Annotated in this window: 23 protein-coding genes and 1 pseudogene; 21 read left to right on the plus strand and 3 right to left on the minus strand. The window is 47.1% G+C overall.

The genetic code is table 11. The features are described 5' to 3' along the window. The first annotated feature begins 18 nt into the window (after positions 1 to 18). The 11 genes and pseudogenes from MRBLPE1_RS10765 to MRBLPE1_RS10815 all read left to right on the plus strand — a co-directional run bounded on the left by MRBLPE1_RS10765 (position 19) and on the right by MRBLPE1_RS10815 (position 11,297). Positions 19 to 597, plus strand: coding sequence for a TerD family protein (locus MRBLPE1_RS10765; protein ID WP_364145135.1), 579 nt, complete (start codon positions 19 to 21; stop codon positions 595 to 597). A 23-nt stretch (positions 598 to 620) separates the two neighbouring features. Next, positions 621 to 1,199 carry a TerD family protein gene (locus MRBLPE1_RS10770; RefSeq protein WP_308997769.1) on the plus strand — a complete coding sequence of 193 codons (579 nt, stop codon included), beginning with the start codon at positions 621 to 623 and terminating at the stop codon, positions 1,197 to 1,199. A gap of 73 nt (positions 1,200 to 1,272) precedes the next feature. After that, positions 1,273 to 2,541: a TerD family protein gene (locus MRBLPE1_RS10775; protein WP_364145137.1), complete on the plus strand. Its 1,269-nt coding sequence runs from the start codon at positions 1,273 to 1,275 to the stop codon at positions 2,539 to 2,541. 24 nt (positions 2,542 to 2,565) lie between these two features. Next, positions 2,566 to 3,357, plus strand: coding sequence for a TerC family protein (locus MRBLPE1_RS10780; protein ID WP_364145140.1), 792 nt, complete (start codon positions 2,566 to 2,568; stop codon positions 3,355 to 3,357). 99 nt (positions 3,358 to 3,456) lie between these two features. Continuing rightward, on the plus strand, positions 3,457 to 4,662 hold the full coding sequence (locus MRBLPE1_RS10785) for an HpcH/HpaI aldolase/citrate lyase family protein (protein ID WP_364145144.1): 1,206 nt from the start codon (positions 3,457 to 3,459) through the stop codon (positions 4,660 to 4,662). Between the two features lie 76 nt (positions 4,663 to 4,738). Beyond that, positions 4,739 to 5,860, plus strand: a pseudogene (locus MRBLPE1_RS10790) (phosphoribosyltransferase family protein); the annotation flags it as partial. Positions 5,861 to 5,932: 72 nt separating this feature from the next. Beyond that, positions 5,933 to 7,087: a cysteine protease StiP family protein gene (locus tag MRBLPE1_RS10795; RefSeq protein WP_414698879.1), complete on the plus strand. Its 1,155-nt coding sequence runs from the start codon at positions 5,933 to 5,935 to the stop codon at positions 7,085 to 7,087. Next, entirely contained in the window at positions 7,084 to 7,881 is a 798-nt protein-coding gene (locus tag MRBLPE1_RS10800; RefSeq protein WP_364145147.1) for an HAD family hydrolase, read from the plus strand. Before MRBLPE1_RS10795 ends, MRBLPE1_RS10800 begins: the two co-directional genes overlap by 4 nt. A 48-nt stretch (positions 7,882 to 7,929) precedes the next feature. Continuing rightward, positions 7,930 to 8,952 (plus strand): ATP-grasp domain-containing protein, encoded by a 1,023-nt coding sequence (locus MRBLPE1_RS10805; RefSeq protein ID WP_364145150.1) that lies wholly within the window; start codon positions 7,930 to 7,932, stop codon positions 8,950 to 8,952. A 177-nt stretch (positions 8,953 to 9,129) separates the two neighbouring features. Next, positions 9,130 to 9,600, plus strand: coding sequence for a DinB family protein (locus MRBLPE1_RS10810; protein ID WP_364145153.1), 471 nt, complete (start codon positions 9,130 to 9,132; stop codon positions 9,598 to 9,600). Positions 9,601 to 9,692: 92 nt separating this feature from the next. Continuing rightward, positions 9,693 to 11,297: a phospholipase D-like domain-containing protein gene (locus tag MRBLPE1_RS10815; RefSeq protein WP_364145156.1), complete on the plus strand. Its 1,605-nt coding sequence runs from the start codon at positions 9,693 to 9,695 to the stop codon at positions 11,295 to 11,297. Between the two features lie 452 nt (positions 11,298 to 11,749). Here the strand turns inward: MRBLPE1_RS10815 and MRBLPE1_RS10820 are convergent, their stop codons facing one another. Beyond that, positions 11,750 to 12,067: a hypothetical protein gene (locus MRBLPE1_RS10820; protein ID WP_364145158.1), complete on the minus strand. Its 318-nt coding sequence runs from the start codon at positions 12,065 to 12,067 to the stop codon at positions 11,750 to 11,752. A 256-nt stretch (positions 12,068 to 12,323) separates the two neighbouring features. Then, complete coding sequence (locus MRBLPE1_RS10825; protein WP_364145161.1) at positions 12,324 to 12,836, minus strand: acyl-CoA thioesterase; 513 nt, start codon at positions 12,834 to 12,836, stop codon at positions 12,324 to 12,326. Positions 12,837 to 12,998: 162 nt separating this feature from the next. Between MRBLPE1_RS10825 and MRBLPE1_RS10830 the strand changes: the two genes are divergently transcribed. Continuing rightward, positions 12,999 to 13,169 carry a hypothetical protein gene (locus tag MRBLPE1_RS10830; RefSeq protein WP_364145164.1) on the plus strand — a complete coding sequence of 57 codons (171 nt, stop codon included), beginning with the start codon at positions 12,999 to 13,001 and terminating at the stop codon, positions 13,167 to 13,169. Positions 13,170 to 13,284: 115 nt separating this feature from the next. On the opposite strand, the gene MRBLPE1_RS33230 is transcribed toward MRBLPE1_RS10830, so the two are convergent. After that, positions 13,285 to 13,584, minus strand: a complete 300-nt coding sequence (locus tag MRBLPE1_RS33230) for an aldo/keto reductase (protein ID WP_422662089.1) — start codon at positions 13,582 to 13,584, stop codon at positions 13,285 to 13,287. 402 nt (positions 13,585 to 13,986) lie between these two features. Between MRBLPE1_RS33230 and MRBLPE1_RS10845 the strand changes: the two genes are divergently transcribed. From MRBLPE1_RS10845 to MRBLPE1_RS10885, 9 genes are all read left to right on the plus strand, one after another. Beyond that, entirely contained in the window at positions 13,987 to 14,238 is a 252-nt protein-coding gene (locus MRBLPE1_RS10845; protein ID WP_364145167.1) for a spore gernimation protein GerQ, read from the plus strand. 10 nt (positions 14,239 to 14,248) lie between these two features. After that, positions 14,249 to 14,659: a spore coat protein gene (locus tag MRBLPE1_RS10850; protein ID WP_414698866.1), complete on the plus strand. Its 411-nt coding sequence runs from the start codon at positions 14,249 to 14,251 to the stop codon at positions 14,657 to 14,659. Beyond that, on the plus strand, positions 14,656 to 15,792 hold the full coding sequence (locus MRBLPE1_RS10855; protein WP_364145169.1) for a zinc-dependent alcohol dehydrogenase: 1,137 nt from the start codon (positions 14,656 to 14,658) through the stop codon (positions 15,790 to 15,792). The genes MRBLPE1_RS10850 and MRBLPE1_RS10855 overlap by 4 nt, the downstream gene beginning before the upstream one ends. A 33-nt stretch (positions 15,793 to 15,825) precedes the next feature. Next, complete coding sequence (locus tag MRBLPE1_RS10860; RefSeq protein ID WP_364145171.1) at positions 15,826 to 16,035, plus strand: hypothetical protein; 210 nt, start codon at positions 15,826 to 15,828, stop codon at positions 16,033 to 16,035. Continuing rightward, positions 16,032 to 16,331, plus strand: coding sequence for a spore coat protein (locus tag MRBLPE1_RS10865; RefSeq protein WP_364145173.1), 300 nt, complete (start codon positions 16,032 to 16,034; stop codon positions 16,329 to 16,331). Before MRBLPE1_RS10860 ends, MRBLPE1_RS10865 begins: the two co-directional genes overlap by 4 nt. A gap of 380 nt (positions 16,332 to 16,711) precedes the next feature. Further along, on the plus strand, positions 16,712 to 17,194 hold the full coding sequence (locus MRBLPE1_RS10870) for a DUF2975 domain-containing protein (protein WP_364145176.1): 483 nt from the start codon (positions 16,712 to 16,714) through the stop codon (positions 17,192 to 17,194). A 10-nt stretch (positions 17,195 to 17,204) separates the two neighbouring features. Next, complete coding sequence (locus MRBLPE1_RS10875) at positions 17,205 to 17,426, plus strand: helix-turn-helix domain-containing protein (RefSeq protein WP_364145178.1); 222 nt, start codon at positions 17,205 to 17,207, stop codon at positions 17,424 to 17,426. Between the two features lie 161 nt (positions 17,427 to 17,587). After that, complete coding sequence (locus MRBLPE1_RS10880) at positions 17,588 to 18,385, plus strand: DUF817 domain-containing protein (RefSeq protein ID WP_414698867.1); 798 nt, start codon at positions 17,588 to 17,590, stop codon at positions 18,383 to 18,385. Positions 18,386 to 18,439: 54 nt separating this feature from the next. Beyond that, on the plus strand, positions 18,440 to 18,850 hold the full coding sequence (locus tag MRBLPE1_RS10885) for a GNAT family N-acetyltransferase (protein ID WP_364145183.1): 411 nt from the start codon (positions 18,440 to 18,442) through the stop codon (positions 18,848 to 18,850). Positions 18,851 to 18,942 lie beyond the last annotated feature (92 nt).

The following is an 18,942-nucleotide window of genomic DNA, read 5'->3' on the forward strand; positions in this document are numbered from 1 at the left end:
CCACGAGGAGGCATTTTCATGCCAGTAAATTTATCTAAAGGGCAGAAGGTCGATCTGACCAAATCAAACCCCGGTTTATCCAAAATTGCCGTAGGCCTCGGCTGGGACGTGAATAAATACGACGGCGGCAATACATTTGATTTGGATGCGACAGCTTTTTGTTTGAATGCATCCGGTAAAGTAAATAACGAGAGCGGCTTTATTTTTTACAATAATAAATCGAACACGAACGGCTCCATCGTCTCCTCCGGCGATAATCGAAGCGGAGAAGGCGCTGGCGACGATGAAAACATAAAAATTAATTTATCCGCCGTGCCTGCTGATACTCAGAAGGTAGCCTTTTGCATTACGATTCACGACGCCGCGCAAAGAAACCAGAACTTCGGTCAGGTCGCTAACGCGTATGTTCGTGTCGTAAATGAGGAAACGGGCGAGGAATTAATCCGCTACGATTTGGGTGAGGATTTCTCTGTTGAGACAGCTGTCGTGGTAGGCGAGCTTTATCGTTATAATAACGATTGGAAGTTCAGCGCCGTAGGCAGCGGTTATCAAAACGGCCTAGAAGGATTATGTAAGGATTTTGGCGTTCAAACCTAGCTCATTTCAAGGAGGAATAAACGATGTCCATTAATCTTTCCAAGGGACAACGGATTGATCTTACCAAAACCAATCCAGGACTTACGAAGGTTGTTCTCGGTCTCGGCTGGGATACGAACAAGTATACCGGCGGCGGTGAAATTGATCTGGATGCGAGCGCATTTCTTCTGCACCAGGATGGCAAGGCCAAGGACGAGAAGGATTTTGTATTTTATAACGCATTGATTGCTTATGGCGGCGCAGTCGAACATACAGGCGATAACCGTACAGGCGAGGGCGACGGGGACGACGAGAAAATCAAAATTGATTTTGCAAAGGTTCCTGCTCACATTGAGCGCATTGGAATTAGCGTCACTATTCATGATGCTGAGACCAAGCACCAAAACTTCGGCCAGATTTCGAATGCTTTTGTTCGCTTAGTGGACGAGACTAACGGAAGAGAAGTGCTTCGTTACGATCTTGGAGAAGACTTCTCCGTTGAGACCGCGATCGTATTTTGCGAGCTGTACAGGCATGGTGCGGATTGGAAGTTCCAAGCGGTCGGTTCCGGCTTCTCAGGCGGACTCGCGGCGCTTTGCCGCAATTATGGCCTATCCGTGTAAGCCATATGAAGTTTAGGGTGGCAGGGTGCAGATTTGTCACCCTATTCTATAATTACTGAAAGGCGGTCAACGCATGGAGCTCTCCCTAACGAAAGGCCAGAAAGCCGATATAACCAAAAACAATCCTTCCTTTAAAAACCTGCTTGTTGGCATGGGATGGATCAGCGCGGCGGGGGTAGACGTTGACTTCTCGGCGTTTTTATTGCGGACAGGCGGAAAAGCGGCAGGGGATCAGGATTTGATTTTTTACGGAAACCCCAAGGATACGAACGGTTCGATCGAGCTGGCGGGTGACAATAAACGAAGCTTAGCCGGGAAAACCGATCAGGAACAAGTTATGATACGCATTAACGATGTGCCTCAAGCGATTGAACGTATTTCCTTTACGTTAACCATTTATGATGGGGAAGCAAAGAGACAAAGTTTTTCTAGCGTGAATGATGCTTATATCCGTGTCATTGACGAAGGAACAGGACGCGAAATTTTGCGGTATGAACTCGGAAAAAACTTCTCTATCGAAACTGCGATTGTCGTAGGAGATTTATATAGATATAATGGCGAATGGAAATTCAATGCGATCGGCTCGGGATACTCGGGCGGTCTTGCTGCGCTTTGCAAGAGCTTCGGCATTGAGGTGAAGCCGGATGCGCCGGCCCCTAATCCGCCGGCGGAAGTGAAGGCCCCAATCATTCCGCCCAAACCTCCGGAGCCCGTCATTCCGGAGCCTAACAACGCACCGATCAGCCTCAGCAAGATTTCATTAAAGAAACGCGGCGATGTGATCAACTTGCAAAAAGGCGCCGGAGCGCTCGGCGAGATCGTCGTGAACTTGAATTGGAATCAAAAGAAAGCTTCCACGGGATTTTTTGGCCGGTCTAGTGGCGTCGATTTGGATGTAGGCTGCTTATACGAGCTGAAGAACGGCATGAAGGGCTCGGTTCAGGCGCTGGGCAACAGCTTCGGCGACTTCTCGAGACCGCCGTATGTGTCGCTTGACGGCGACGACCGGACAGGCTCCATAACGACAGGAGAAAACCTAAGAATAAACGGAAATAAAGTATCCGAAATTAAAAGAGTCGTCATCTATGCGTATATCTATGAAGGAGCCACCAACTGGGCCGAGGCGGCGGGTGTAGTTACCATCAGCCAATCGGGCGGACCGGATATAGAGGTACGGATGGACGAGCATAACAATCGCAAGGGCATGTGTGCGATCGCGATGATCGAGAACGTAAACGATCAAACCTTCAGTATTCAACGGCTCGTACAGTATTTCTCAGGGCATCGAGAGCTCGACGAGGCTTACAGCTGGGGACTTAGATGGGTACAAGGAAGCAAATAATGCTAAATTCGGAGGTTTTAAAGAATGGTTGATTTTTTTCAAAACATAATAGCGAATTTTGGAAGCTTCTTTCATTGGGACAATTTAACGGCGGTATTCACGAATCCCACGAACTGGGGGATTATTGCAACCTTGGTCCTTTTGGAAGGGCTGTTATCAGCAGATAATGCGCTGGTATTGGCGGTTATGGTTAAGCATTTACCGAAAGAGCAGCAGAAGAGGGCTTTGTTCTACGGGATTATCGGTGCTTATATTTTCCGTTTCGTGGCGATTGGCGTCGGTGTTTATCTCGTTCAAATCACGTGGATTAAAGTCGCGGGCGGATTATATTTATTATGGATTGCGTTAAGCAATTTGTTCCATCTCGAATTCAAGCTTGCCCGGGTTGGCGGCATTCCGCTTATTCCATACATCGGCAAGAAGAGCAGCGATGAAGAAGAAGTGGTTCAAAACAAAGGCTATGGCTTCTGGCGTACGGTGCTTGCCGTTGAGATCATGGACATTGCGTTCAGTATCGACAGCGTTCTAGCTGCGTTTGGCGTGAGCGAAGAGGTTTGGGTTCTGTTCCTGGGCGGTATTCTCGGCGTGCTTATGATGCGCGGCGTGGCCCAAGTATTCCTCAAGCTTATCGATAAGTTTCCTGAGCTCGAGAAGGCTGCCTTCATTCTCATTATCTTGATTGCAGCGAAAATGATCGGGGGAGCATACGACTTGCATGTGCCTCATGCATTCTTCTTCGGTTTAATCATAGCTGTATTCGGCGGTACGCTCATCTTTAGCGCGGTACGAAACAAAAAAGGCTCAAAAGCCGTCTAAATAAGCAAATAATCGGATTATCGAAATATCCCTCAATGGAACGCGAGGGATATTTTTTCACTCTCGGCTTCTTTTACCAAACTTTTAGGAGGGATCACTTTGAGGTATTTCAACTATCTTACCAATGAAGAAGAGCAGCATTTCTTTTATTCCCTTCCGACTCAGTTCAATAATAATGCTGACAAAGAAATTCTTGCTCACGCGATTGGTGCAGCGCTCTATATGCCTGCCACCAAGGATAACATAGCAGATGATTTGGTAGCCGATAAGCACGAGGGACTCGTGTCTATGGTGATAGACCTTGAAGATGCAGTAGGCGACAATCAACTAGAATATGCGGAAGAGAATCTGAAAGCCACATTACTGAAGATTGGAAGATATCTTTCGATTGGTTTATTGCGCGTGAACGATATTCCTCTTATTTTCATCCGAATACGCTCAGTGGATCAGCTCAAACGGCTGTTGTCCTATTTTGGAGAAGAAATTCAATATGTGACGGGCATCGTATTCCCGAAATTCAACGCGGAAACCGGCGGGGAGTATTTCAGATTGCTCGCGGAATTCAACAAACGCAACGTAACAACTGGCTCTACGCTGTACGGGATGCCTATTTTGGAGAGCGCTGACGTGATTTACCGGGAGAAACGGATCGAAACGCTGCTCGGCATTTCGGAGCTGCTGAATGAATATAAGGAATATGTGCTGAATGTAAGAATCGGCGCGACTGATTTCTCCAGTCTATTTGGGCTTCGGAGAAGTCCGGACCATACAATCTATGATATTGGCGTTATTCGAGATTGCATAGCGGATATCGTAAATGTCTTTGGCCGAATGGATAATCATTATGTGATTTCGGGACCGGTATGGGAATATTTCAAGAGCGATCGCGTCTTCAAGCCGCAGCTCCGGCAAACGCCGTTCGAGGAGAGCATGGGAAGGCACGGCCGTATTTTACGCATGGATTATATTAATAAATACGTAGACGGGCTTATTCGCGAGGTTGCCATGGACAAGGAAAACGGCATTATAGGTAAAACGATCATTCATCCGACTCATATTAAGCCGGTACAAGCCATGCTCGTCGTCACGCATGAGGAGTATATGGACGCTCTGCACATTATCGAAAATAACCAAGGCGATTTAGGCGTCATGAAAAGCCGTTATTCGAACAAAATGAATGAGTTCAAGCCGCATATGACTTGGGCCAAACGAATATTGATCAGATCGAACATATATGGGGTGCTAAATGAAAACCAAAACTTCACCTGCTTACTCGCAGAAGAACGGGAACCTGCAATCGTATAATATTATTGGAGATTTAGAGGTTACGATCAAAGTGACGAGCAACGTCTTCGATATTCCGCTGGAGCGGTTGTTCCAAATGGCAGCCCGTATCAACAAGAAACGAAGCTTTTTGTTCGTAAGCAAGGTGCTTGGCAAGCATATTCCGGTAAATCCGCATGTTTCCTTGTTATCGGGAGCGGCACTTGGCTTGTTGTACCAGCAGTTTAAAGGCGAAGCGCTGCCGATTCAAATCGAGAAGCTGCTGCAATCATTCGAGTCGCCGGAATCAGCGCGCGGCACCTATGAGCAGATGAAGCGAAACAAGATGAAGGTGAAGGAAAAGACGCTGTTCATTGGCTTTGCGGAAACCGCAACCGCGCTTGGACACAGCATGTTCGATATGTTCGACGGCGATGCGGCCTTCTTGCATACGACCCGCGAGAGCGTCGCGCATAGGACCTCCTGTATCGATTTCGAGGAAGAGCATTCCCACGCGACGACGCATCGGTGTTATGCGGAAGATCCGGCTATTTTTCAGCAAGCCGAAACGGTCGTATTAGTCGATGACGAGATGACGACGGGTAAAACGGCGATCAATATTATTCACGATCTGCATGCCAGATACGGGAAGAAAAATTATATCGTAGCAAGTCTGCTGGATTGGCGCTCCGATGAGGATATTCAGCGCTTCAGCGAGCTTGAGCGGGAGCTTGGCGTTGACGTGGATTGTCTTTCGCTGGTAGCTGGGCAGATTGCCGTCTCGGGTACGCCTGTTGAAAGCACGGATCAATCGGAAGAGAAGCGGGATCGAGGGCTGGAGCCTGTTATCCATTCCGTATATATGAATAATCGGTTTGCAGCACTATCTTCCTTGCAGGGTGAAGCTTCTTATTTGAAGCATACGGGGCGTTTCGGCTTAACGACGGCGGAGAGCGGACTGCTGGACAAGGAAGTGGAACAGGCGGCTGCGTTTCTGCGGGAGCATAGAGCGGGCGGCAAGGCGCTTTGCATGGGAACAGGTGAGTTTATGTACATACCCATGCGCGTGGCCGCTGAGCTTGGCGAGGACGCTTGGTACCAATCGAGTACGCGCAGTCCAATCCATCCGGATTCCAATCCGCATTATGCGGTTCGATCTGCTTACCGCTTCGCTTCCCCCGAGCATGCTGGCGTCATGAACTTTATGTATAATATTCCGCGCGGAGCTTATGATGAAATGTTTCTATTCATGGAGCGGGAGGTAGCGGCTGAGCAATTGGCAGAGCTGAAGCAGGTTCTGCTGTCTCTGGGAATCCTGCAGGTGCATGTCGTCTATTTTAGCCGGAAAAAGCTTGCCGATCCTGCGCCGATGGGCAGCTATGAGCAAGGGGATGTTACCTTTCTCTTGAAGGATCTAAGCGGCGTTTCGTTAGAGCGGCGTACAGAGGAGCGGGAAGCAGCCATGCAGACTGGGGGTCATTACTCGGAGAGCCTCCCAATTGAATATCAGCCTACCGACGAATATATTCAATTGTTCCAAAATACGCTCAGCGACTCTGCGCAGCGGCTCGCCAAGGCGGTGGGAACCGTCTCGGAGAGAATCATTCAGAAGCACGGCTTGGATATCGTGCTTGCATCCTTGGCAAGAGGCGGAACTCCGATTGGCGTGCTTATCAAACGGTATATCAAGCAGGTATACGGCAAAGAGATTCCGCATTACAGCCTTTCGATCATTAGAGGCAAAGGCATTGACGAGAATGCCTTGCTTTATATCAACCAGAACCACCCGGATCGGCATGTGCAATTCGTGGACGGCTGGACCGGCAAGGGCGCAATTACGAAGGTGCTTGTCGAAGCTTGCAGCCGAATGAAACACAAGCATGGCATCGAGCTCAGCGACGAGCTTGCCGTGCTTGCTGATCCTGGCTATTGCGCGGGCTCGTTTGGGACAAGGGAGGACTTCCTTATTCCGAGCGCATGCCTGAACGCAACCGTATCAGGCTTGATCAGCCGGACCGTGCTGCGCGGCGATTTGATCGGGGCAGATGATTTTCACGGCGTGAAGTACTATAAGGAATGGGAAAAAGCAGACCAATCACGCGTATTCGTAGATACGGTTTCCGCTTTGTTCGAGCAGACGGCATCCGTCTCCAAGGCAGAGGCCCTGCAAATGGAGGCGAGTCCTGAGCAAAATGAAATCACTTGGCGGGGCATGCAGGATATTACCCGTATCCAGAGTGATTTCGGGGTAAGCGATATCAATTTCATTAAGCCCGGCGTAGGCGAGACGACCCGCGTTCTCTTGCGGAGGGTGCCTTGGAAAATCCTTGTCGACCGATTGGATAACCCGAATCTCAAACATATTTTGCTGCTTGCAAAGGATCGCGGCGTACCCGTGGAGGAGTATCCGAATATGTCCTATTCCTGCTGCGGCATTATCAAAGCTTTGAAGGGGGATTCGGAATGATTTTTGCGAGCGATCTGGATCAAACGTTAATCTATTCCGTGAGATCGAAGGGCGAGACAGCGATTGAAGACATGGTCCCGGTTGAGCTGTATGAGGGCAGGCATATTTCGTATATGACTAAGCCGGCCATTCAGAAGCTGCAGGAGCTCACGGGCCTTGCGCGCTTTGTTCCGGTAACGACGCGTATACCCGAGCAGTTCAATCGAATATTCGGCATTAAAGAGCAGTTTCGTCCTGAATATGTTATTGTGAGCAACGGCGGTACCGTGCTTGTCAACGGGCAAATCGACAAGGAATGGCATAGCCTCGTGCGCGAAGCAGTCAAGCGGCATTGTGCGGAAAGCTCAGCGATTGCGGACCTTTTTGCCAAAATCTCTTCATCGCATTGGGTGAAATCAAATGATCTTTGCGATGAGCTGTTTTATTCCATCGTCGTGGATAGAGAGAATCTGCCGCATGAATCATTGGAGGAGCTGAAGCTGCAGCTGGCCTCGCATGGCTGGAGCTACTCGCTTCAGGGCCGCAAAATCTATTTGGTTCCGGAGAAGGTAAGCAAGGGCGCAGCCATTCAATATGTGAAGGAGAAGCTGGAGTCAACCTTTGTTTATGCGGCAGGAGACAGCCTGCTTGATGAGAGTCTGCTGCTTGCGGCAGATTACGCGATCTCGCCCGTTCACGGCGAATTAGGCCGTTTTTATTCGGAGCATCCACACATTCAGTTCACGAAAGCCAAGGGGGCGCTGGCCTCGGAAGAGCTGCTTGATTCCATCCTAGAGCACGCACGCAGATCATAAACGCATCAGCTATTTGATTCTTAATGACAGGGAAGAAGGTATTTCGAAATGACACGCGTGTATATGAATCGTTGGTTTTCGGTAGCGTACCACTATATTAATATGATTCGGAACAATCCGGACGGGGAGTCCTTTGAGTTTTTTGGCACGCATCCCGATATTAACCATATGTCCCTGCTGGCATCGGACCATATTGGAACGGAGCCGGCTGTGTTTGGCCGGGAGTATGTGGATTTTTGCGTGGATTTTTGCAAAAAAAATAAAATCGATATTTTTATTCCGCGTCTCCATATGGAAGAAATATCGCGATATGCGCAGCTGTTTGACGAGATTGGCACGAAGGTAATGGTGTGCCGCGATATTGAGCTGCTGGACGCGATGATCGAGAAGGATAAATTTTACGAAGCGCTGAGAGGGAAAGATCTCGTGACCATTCCCGACTACCGCGTGGCAAACACGGCAGAGGAGTTTAAGCAAGCTTATGAAGAGCTTACGGCGGCCGGCCACAAGGTGTGCTTCAAGCCAACGAAGTCCGAAGGCGGCATGGGCTTCCGAATCATCGATAACGAGCGTGATCCGCTTCAAGATCTTTACGGCTATGTCACACTGTCGACGACTTTCGAGCAGGCGTATGAGACGTTGTCGTTAACGGATCGTTTCGACACGTTGATGGTGATGGAGCTGCTGGATGGAACAGAATACAGCATTGATTGCGTATCGACCGAAGATGGAGAGCTCCTGACCGCAATTCCGCGCCGCAAATCCACGGGCAGAACGTATTTGCTTGAGGAATCGGCTGAGCTGCTGGATATTGCGGAACGCATTGCGGGCAGCCTGCGCATACCGTATGCCTTTAATATTCAAGTACGCTACAACAATGGCGTTCCCAAGCTGCTTGAGATCAATCCGCGTATGTCGGGCGGACTCTACATCACATGCTTGTCAGGGGTAAACATGCCTTATTTGGCGGTTCAAGCGCTGCAAGGCAAAGCCATTGAACGGCCAAAGCCGCAATTCGGCATACAAGCCGGTTATGTGGAGCAGCCGCTATTGATGCCGGTTAATCAGTAAGCGAAGCTTGATCGTCGAAACTGCTCATTCCATTCTTTGATGCCGCTGGGGCTTTCTCCGAACCGGCAGACCTGCTGCGCGGGTCTGCCGGTTTTCGGTAGAGAGCTTATTTTTGTTTTTGGAACGTATGTTCTGATATAATAAATGCGTTAATGGAAATTGGAGGGATGGATGCCCGTGAACGCAATCGAAGTTATTATATTGAATTTTGAGGAAGTCCGACGCAGAAGCGTGAAGGTATGGGAAAGTATCCCGGAGGCAAGCCTAGATTGGAAGCCGGACCAAAATGCATTAAGTATAAAAGAAATGGTCCGCCATGTTTTGGAGAGCGAACATTATTACCACCTAGCGCTGCTGAATAAAGGAAGCTTGGCCGCATATGAATCACCATACGAGAAACGTGCATTTACAACCGTTGCAGATGAGCTGGCTTTTGCCCAATCCTATAGAAAACAATTTTTACAGACAGTGATGTCGTTTTCGGAAGAGGATTTATCAAAGGTAGAGATTGACCGAAGCGATGTGGGTTACGTTCGTACTTTAGGGGATATGTTAATGAGGATCGCTTATCACGAATCTGTTCACGCCGGTCAATTGTTGGATTATATGAGAACAGCCGGAATCGAGCGGCCGAAAGTATGGGATTAGCGGATATGCCAGTGCTGCCTCTGTGTCAGAACTTCTAATGGTGTTTAATAACATTAGTGTAGTTCGTTTCTTTAGACGGAGGGGTGTGGCCGATGACACAATATATCATAGCGAATGAAGAAAAAAAAGATAAGCTTCGCCAAGGAATGGTCAATTTCTTCAATTACCTGCTTTACGATGGGTTCGTGAGCTCGGCAGTGGAGGATGGGAAGATAGCTGCTCTTTTTGCAGAAAGATATATTGATTTGGCTTCGGCCGCACGGTTCATGCACGAGAAGCTTGGCGGCGTAATTAGAGATTACAGCGAGCTGGAAAGTCTTCCTGGGGTAACGGATGAGATTCTGGGGAGGCTGGAGTCTCTTTTGGGCCAAATGAATCTGGATAATCTCAGCCTGCTTGCCCCTCATACGACTAGAAACAACCGCGTAGAGGCTTTCGTAAACGGGCCGGACAACCTGAACGTTTTGCTTGAGGAGATTTCCCGTGCCGAACGCTATATTCACTGCTCGTTCATGTTGTTTTTCAATGACAAGTCAGGGGAGCTCGTTACGCAAGCGTTGCTGAAAGCGCTGTCTAGAGGCGTCGTCGTCCGCTTAATGGTTGATTATACGGTGACGTCGCTAGGGTACGAGTTAAACTTGGAATTCGGGAAATTCAAATTGCTGGGAGACAAGCTGGAAGCAGCCGGAGCCCGGATTCGAAATACGTTTGACAGCAGCTATCCGGCGGAGGAATGGCCGGACAAACGCGCGGAACTGAAAAAGAGCGGCGTTCCGGAAAGCTATTTATACTTGCAGGATTTAGCGCAAAAACAGATGGTGACCGGACTGAATATGATCAACCATCGGAAGTTCCTGGTCGCAGACGGACACACGCTTATACTCGGAAGCATCAACGTAGGGGATCAGTATTTAGCAAGTACGCCAATTTTGACGCCGGGTAATGTAGAGTCAGAGGGACGAGCTCTAGGGATTCCCGGTAAGTCAAAAGAGTGGCATGACGGATGTTTTCGGATCCGCGGATCTGCGGCATTTTCGGTAAATCGGATTTTTGCCGCCCAGTGGAGCGTGCTTGGCGACGACTTGTTCGACCCGGAGAATGAATTTTATAAACCGTCTTCTATGGAACCATTTGGCGAGGAAGATTGTACATTGTTCGCCAGTTTCCCTGGCAATCCCATTAATCTGAACCAGAAATATCATCTCGCTCTTCTAGAACATGCTGGGGACGAGGTGTTCATTGTGAATCCTTATTTGATCGATGAGTCCTTTTGGGAAATGCTCCAGAGCCTGGACGAAGAGCGGTCAGGACATATTGTTATATGTAATTGCCTAAAGCATAATGACCATCCAACGAATCTTGCGGCGGTGCGCAGCCATATGTATGGACCGTTCGAAAAAGGAGTTTCTTTCTATGACTATAGCGCGACGGAACGGTTTTCCCATTGGAAAATCACCTATGACCGCCGTGGAGACGCCGTGTTCCACGGCTCCTACAATTTGAACGAGAGAAGCTCCTGCCATGATTATGAACTCGGACTTCTGGTGAAGAGCCCTGCGTTCGCTGAAAAGGTCAAAGCTATGATCGAGTATGACCTGAGCGTGTCGAAGAAGATTACCGATGCCGGCGAGTTCTTCAAGCATCCTGCGCTTCACCCAAGCACATATTGGAACAAGTGGACTAAGAACTTAACATGATTGCAACTGATAATACTACGGGAAAGGTTATGGCCGAAAACAAAGAGGGAATACGCCAGAGATAACAGGCTGCCGAGTTGGCAGCCTGCTTCGCTTGCGGGTGGGAACCGTCATTTTATTTTCGAGGACTCCAATGTTATGGAATTAAGCATGTGTTGTGGTCGAGTGTTCGTTTTCGTTCTTGGGTGTGATTCCATAAGCTCGAGCTCATTAAAAGAACTATTCATGAGTTCACCGTGTAAGCGAGCGTATGGTTTTCTTTTTTTTGCTTTTTTTTTCATGCGAATCAATAAGGCCTCCTGAAAATAAGATATTAGATTGTATGTCTGTGAAATGTGATTCGCCAGTGCACTAGTCTAATAAAGCGGAGAAGTCGAAGAATCATGACCTTTGCATGAGTATCGCGGATGGTATATGTAGGGGCTGCCGAAAAAAATCGACAACCTGCTGCTTTATTTAACTAACGATTCCATGTGAACCGTTACTTTGGTTTCCGTGCGAACCGTTGCTTCGGTTTCCATGTGAACCGTTACTTTGGTTTCCGCGCGAACCGTTGCTTCGGTTTCCGGGTGAACCGTTACTTTGGTTTCCGCGTGAACCGTTGCTGCGGTTTCCAGGTGAACCATTGCTTTGGTTACCGCGCGAACCGTTGCTTCGGTTTCCGGGTGAACCGTTACTTTGGTTTCCGCGCGAACCGTTGCTTCGGTTTCCGCGTGAACCGTTACTGCGGTTTCCAGGTGAACCATTGCTTTGGTTACCGCGCGAACCATTGCTTCGGTTTCCTGATTGATCGCCTTTTGATTCTGGTGCTGGCATAAAATCAACTCCTTCTTTAAAATCTATATAGGGTATGTAGCGAAACTATCAGATGTGCTGGTCGTACGCTCATTTAATAAATAGAGAAGATAGGAACGTTGGTATCAAATAGTAAAAGAAGGCTGCCACCCGCATGGCATAGGCAGTCTTCTCAAGCTTTACCTGTACGGTAGGCGGTTCTTGCCCTCTAATGCGCTCAAACCGACAAAGTTACTCCCAAGGATACGTCGTTAGCAAATAATCAGCGAACTTTTTGCTTTCCTCTCTGCGGTGTTTCCTCATTTCAGTTCGATGTTCGGCCGTTTCATGCAATTTTTTTTCTTCTTCCGTCTCCGGCACTATACGAGGCACGAGTATGGTTTTATTCTGCTCATCCAAGGCTACAAAGGTGAGAAAAGAGGTCGCTGCGATTTTCCTCTCACCGCTTCTTAAATCCTCTCTGATTACTTTTACAAAAACCTCCATCGAGCTTTTACCCGACCAAGTCACGAAGGATTCTAGCGAAACGGAATCTGTTGGCCTGATAGGCTGTAAAAAGTCAACGGAATCAGTAGAGGCTGTTACTGCTGTCACACGACATAATTTGGAAGCGGATATCGAAGCGATATCGTCGATATAAGACATTAGCTTGCCGCCAAACAATGTCTCATGGTTATTTACATCCGTTGGGAAAACCCTTGAGATTTTAAAACATCGCGTTTCTTTTACATATTTCATTTCCAAAGCATTCACACAACTTTCGTACAGATTAAACTCCCTTTGGATGTTTTTCCCTATTTATGATTCCGTTATGCTTGTGCAGGCGGACGATAGAAGATCCGATACTCTCTGGGATAAAATGCAAGCCACCTTCTCATACTAACGAGGAGAGTGGAGGTGAACGCTATGCCTAAAAATGACGCCGATCCTAAGTATGACCGTGAAGATAACCGCGCGGATAAAAAAGACAATCAACAGAATCACGCTAGTTTCACGGAAGAGGCGATAACGCTAGAGAGCAACAAGGCCGCTGATTACGTCCCAAGTTTGAATGGTATCCCCAAAAATCAATCTTAAGTAACCTGAGGCTGCTCTTCTCGTCACGATATGGCGGAAGGACAGCCTGAAGTGAAGCTAAAAAAGCAAAAGGGTGACCGGTGATTCCACTGGTCGCCCTTTTGCATTAGCTGACTTAATTAATAGGATCCAATTCAATGTTTTCAATCGTGTTTACGGCTTGCTTATCTAAAGATAGCGTCAATCGTTCGGAGATCCGCTTCCGACAGTTGAACATCCAGCGTACGCAGGTTGTCTTCGATTTGCTCCGGGCGCGTCGCGCCCGGGATAATAAGACCGACACCCGGTTACGGTTTCCTTTGAGTTGAGGCACTTCTCCGATCAATTCTTCGGATCTGCCCAATCCATATAAATAGGCGGTATCAAAAAAGTCGATGCCGCGGTCCAGTGCAGCATGAATGAGGTCTTTTCCCATGTGTAACCTTGGGATACATCATGGTGTTCCCGACGACCCCAGCGCCCAGTCCAATTTTAAACATCCCGGTTTTTTAAAAAGCATTTAATGCTGAGCAATATTTCTTTGTCACCTTGACTGACTGTAGACAAGGTGTCCATTTGGTTTGCCTTTAACAGGAGGCAAAAGCCCGATTTCTCGTAATAACGAACGGCATCTTCACTAATCTGGCATTGTTCCAGTATTTCATTCAACGTATAGCTTTCACTCATCCTGCATTCGCTTGCCTTTCGAAGCTTGGGGGTTTTCCGATAAGTTTAGCATAAACGTATTAAGAGCAAAGATAGGCTTCCATCTTATTGAATAATCACTTCCTACATGGACAACATATTTCTGTTAAAAGATATAGGAGGTGGTAACGTCATGTTGAACGAGCAGCAATCACTTGCAGCGCATGAAGCCATAGAGCTCCACGAAGCCATTAACTTCAAAACGCTATGCGTGGCTAAGTCCAAGCTCATGCAGGGCTTAGTATTCGATCAAGAACTGAAAGCTTTGATGGAAAAAGACGTGGTGCAATCCATACAAGCTATTACAGAACTGCAAGCTGTATATGCCAAAGCTCCTTTTCAAATGCCTATCCGCGAATACCGGCCGACGCCGATTTTGAATTGAGGTGAAAATTATGACATTGAACCAAGTTAATCCCGTGAAAATGGATTACGTCGATCCCGCTAATTCGCTAAATATGCCGGAGATGGCGGATATGACATTTGCGATGGATTTCTTGATCCGAGCCAAGGAGGGGGTTAGGAATATGGCCGTCGCTTTGACGGAAACCGTTACCCCCGAAGTCAGGGCTCTGCTGCGCGACCAGCTTCATAAAGGCATAGCGATGCATCAGGAAGTTACAGATCTCATGATCCGCAAAAAATGGTTCCATCCCTATGATTTGCAAGAACAATATCAATTGGATATTCTCTCTGCCGGACAGACAGTGGAAATCGGTAAGTTAAATCTATTCCCGGGCGATACCAGCCGCAAAGGCATGTTCGACCGATCACCTGATGAACATAGGGGAGGAAGCATGGCATGAAGGCAGTTACGTACCAAGGCCTCAAGAACGTCGTCGTAAAGGATGTTCCGGACCCGAAAATCCTAAAAGCCGACGACGCGATCATCCGTTTGACGACCACTGCGATTTGCGGATCGGACCTTCATCTTATTCACGGCATGATTCCAAATTTGCAAGAGGATTATGTCATTGGGCATGAACCGATGGGTGTCGTCGAAGAGGTCGGTCCCGGCGTAACGAATCTGAAAAAGGGTGATCGCGTAATCATCCCCTTCAATATCGCCTGCGGCGAATGTTTTTATTGTAAAAATCAATTGGAAAGCCAATGTGATAATTCGAATGAGCACGGTGATATGGGGGGCTTTTTCGGCTATTCCGGAACGACAGGCGGACATCCGGGAGGACAAGCCGAGTATTTGCGGGTGCCATTCGCGAACTTCACCCATTTTAAAATTCCGGAAAGCTGCGAGCATCCGGATGAGAAGCTATGCCTGATTGCCGATGCGATGACGACTGCATACTGGAGCGTCGATAATGCCGGCGTTAAGGCAGGGGATACGGTCATCATTATCGGCTGCGGACCGGTAGGCCTGCTGGCGCAAAAATTCGCCTGGTTAAAAGGGGCAAAGCGTGTCATCGCGGCCGACTATCTGGATTACCGTCTGCAGCATGCGAAAAAGACAAATCATGTAGAGATCGTCAACGTGGAGTCTATGGAGAACATCGGGAATCACTTGAAGGAAATAACCAAAGGAGGAGCAGATGTCGTCATCGACTGCTCGGGTATGAGCGGCAAAATGTCGCCTTTGGAATCATTGGCATCAGGGCTCAAGCTGCATGGCGGCGCCATGGGCGGTTTAGTCATCGCCTCGCAGGCCGTGCGCAAGGGCGGTACAATACAGATTACGGGAGTATACGGTGGCCGGTACAATGGATTCCCGCTCGGCGACATCTTTCAGCGGAACGTCAATATCCGGACAGGCCAAGCGCCGGTCATTCATTACATGCCGTATATGTATGAGTTGATCGATTCGGGCAAGGTCGATCCGGGAGACGTTGTTACGCATGTTATACCGCTCAGCGAAGCGAAGCGCGGATATGAGATTTTCGACACGAGGCAAGATAATTGCATAAAAGTACTGCTCAAGCCGTAACTTAAATACGGAATAATCGGAGGGATACGATCCATGGTTTATGCCCTGCATGAAACGCTCGAGGTTCACGAATTGGCTTCTTTTAAAACCGTAAGTTTAACCAAAGCAAAAACGATGAAGGTGTTAGTCTCTGACCCGGCTTTAAAAGCGATTTTGCAGCAGGACGTTGATATTTCGACCCGCCAGCTGCAGGAGCTTGGTACGATTCTATCGGCTGCAGCGAACCAGGAGATGAAAGCATGAACACTATTCTTGAGCATTTGACTGGTATGAACACGATGAGCGACCAGATCATCGCGTCGGACTATTTGATATCCATAAAGAGCGGCGTTAGGAACTATGCAATGGCAGTAACGGAAGCTGGGACGCCGGAGATTAAAGCTGTGCTTACCGTACAATTGGACGAAATGATCAACATGCACGAGCAAATTATGTCGTACATGATTGACCGCGGCTGGTATCATCCTTGGCATATGAATGAGCAGATCCAGCTGGACCTGCAAAATATCCAGACTGCCCTGAATGCTACAACGCTATAGCCTCAGCCTCCGTTTAACTGCGACTTGAAGCTTTGATAGCATTATTGGATAAACGGGTGCTTCGGCATCCTTTTTATTTTTCTATTAGGTTTTTGGTGATACGCGCAGCGTATTTTAGATTCAGGATACATAGAAAACCTATGCTCTAATAATATGGATGACCGATCGCGTATCGAATTGCCGGTAAGGGATGACAATTACGGTCTGATTGTCGTAGGTGACAAGGGGGAGCTGCTGCTCCCTTTTTTTATTACACGAAGGACAGGATAGCGGAATAAGTATGTAACAACAATAATATAGCTATAATCAGTAATTATATATTGTGAAACGATAAATTTTGTGTTAAAGTCGATTTAACAATAACAAGTGAGGTGCTTTTTATGAAACGTGGAACGACACTATTTTTAAAGATAGCTGTTATTCTTATTGGAATCCCAGTTCTTGCTTTGTGCATTTTTTTGGTGCCTGAGATCGGGAATTTTGCAGTTGAGTTGTATCCAGATAGCGCTTATTTGAAATATCTCGTCTTCATTGATTTCTATGCGGCGGCGATCCCTTTTTACGTTGCTCTGTATCAAGCTTTTAAACTTTTGAGCTATATTGACAAGAACGAAGCTTTCTCGGAATTATCAGTACGGGCTTTAAAAAATATAAAATTCTGTGCAATCATAATCAGCAGCTTGTTTGTGTTAGGCCTGCCGCTCTTCTATCTCATAGCGGAGAGAGACGATGCCCCGGGTATCATAGTAATCGGATTGGTCTTGATTTTTGCCTCCATGGTGATTGCCGTTTTTGCTGCCGTTCTCCAAAGGCTTTTAAAAGAGGCTATTGATATAAAATCAGAAAATGACTTAATAGTCTGAGGTGAATAACATGGCGATAATAATCAATATTGATGTGATGTTGGCTAAAAGGAAAATGAGCGTAACAGAGCTTTCGGAGAGGGTTGGAATAACAATGGCTAACCTTTCTATATTGAAAAATGGAAAGGCAAAAGCAATTAGGCTTTCAACTTTAGAAGCCATTTGCAAAGCATTAGAATGCCAACCTGGTGATATTTTAGAATACAAAAGTGAAGAGAACACTCCAGGATAATAAAGTTAACGCACTGTTATATTTGAACACTCAAGGAGCAGTTCGCTACGGCGGCCGCTCCCTTTCTTTATTAAGCTAACGGCAGTTTTAAGTATCGAGGAAAATGAGGTCCCAAAGGTTGACTTTGGCTTCGAATCCCCTATCTGCTGCCCGGCGAGGAGATGACATCATTGAAACCAATCATACAACTGCTGCATTTTGGCTATCATCAGGCGATGAGCTGCATATTTCCTATTGCGATCTTTGGGACTTTAGCTCTTTCTAGCGTAATAGAGGTGCCTTTCATTTACCGTTATGATGCCATTCTTTTTATTCTGCTTACAGTGCAGTACCTCATGTACCGCAGTGGATTAGAGACACGTGATGAAATTAAAGTTATCTGTGTTTTTCACTGTATTGGGTTGTTGCTGGAAATATATAAGGTAAGGATGGGATCATGGGCATACCCTGAGCCCGGGCTTACGAAGGTACTCGGTGTACCGCTCTATAGCGGATTTATGTATGCAAGTGTCGCAAGCTTTATGTGTCAGGTATGGCGCAGGCTGAAGATGGACATAACCGGCTGGCCGGGGCTTGCTTCTGCGGGATTGCTGGGAGGAGCCATCTATTTAAACTTTTTCACACATCATTTCATTCCTGATTTTCGTTGGTGGCTGACGGCGCTTGTGCTCATTGTCTTTTGGAGAACATGGATCATATATCGGGTACGGACCATTACTTATCGAATGCCCTTGACACTGGCTTTTTTCATAGTAGGTTTTTTCATCTGGTTAGCCGAAAATATAGCTACATTTTTTAATGCTTGGAAATATCCTGACCAATACCAAGCCTGGCAGCTGGTTGGTTTCAGTAAGATCAGTTCGTGGTTCCTTCTGGTAATCATCAGCGTCATTATTGTTGCTCAGCTTAAACATGTTAAGGCTAACCGGAAAACGAATAGGAATCTCAACCTTCTCTAGGGAAAGCAAACCGTTTATCATAAGTGTAATGGAGCATTGTAAAGGAGTGATAAAATGAGAGTTATTGCCGCAACGGATTCGGACTTTGAATATATTAGAACGCATGACCATCATCTCTTAGAAAGCTTAATCTTGCCTAAAATTAAGGGGAATGAGATATACATTCTGCAAAATGAAGGCGAAAGTATTGTGGGGTGGATGCGCTACGGTTATTTTTGGGACAACACGCCTTTTATGAATATGATTTGGATAGACGAACCTTATCGAAGTAAAGGATTAGGCAAGAAAGCAGTTCTTTTCTGGGAGGGTAAAATGAAGCAGCAGGGATTTAAAATGGTTATGACATCCACCTTGGCCAATGAAGGGGCTCAGCACTTTTATAGAAAATTAGGTTATCGCGATTCAGGGTGTTTAATACTTGAAGACGAGCCATTGGAAATCCTTCTTACTAAGCCACTGGCGTAATAGTAGAAAAACACTATTGCTATGTGGGTTTGATTTCCCATTTACTTTTGCACTTCAAAAGATACTTCAAAAGCCGCGTCATACGCGGCTTT

The organism is Paenibacillus sp. LPE1-1-1.1 (assembly GCF_040676435.1).
Lineage (GTDB): Bacteria > Bacillota > Bacilli > Paenibacillales > Paenibacillaceae > Pristimantibacillus.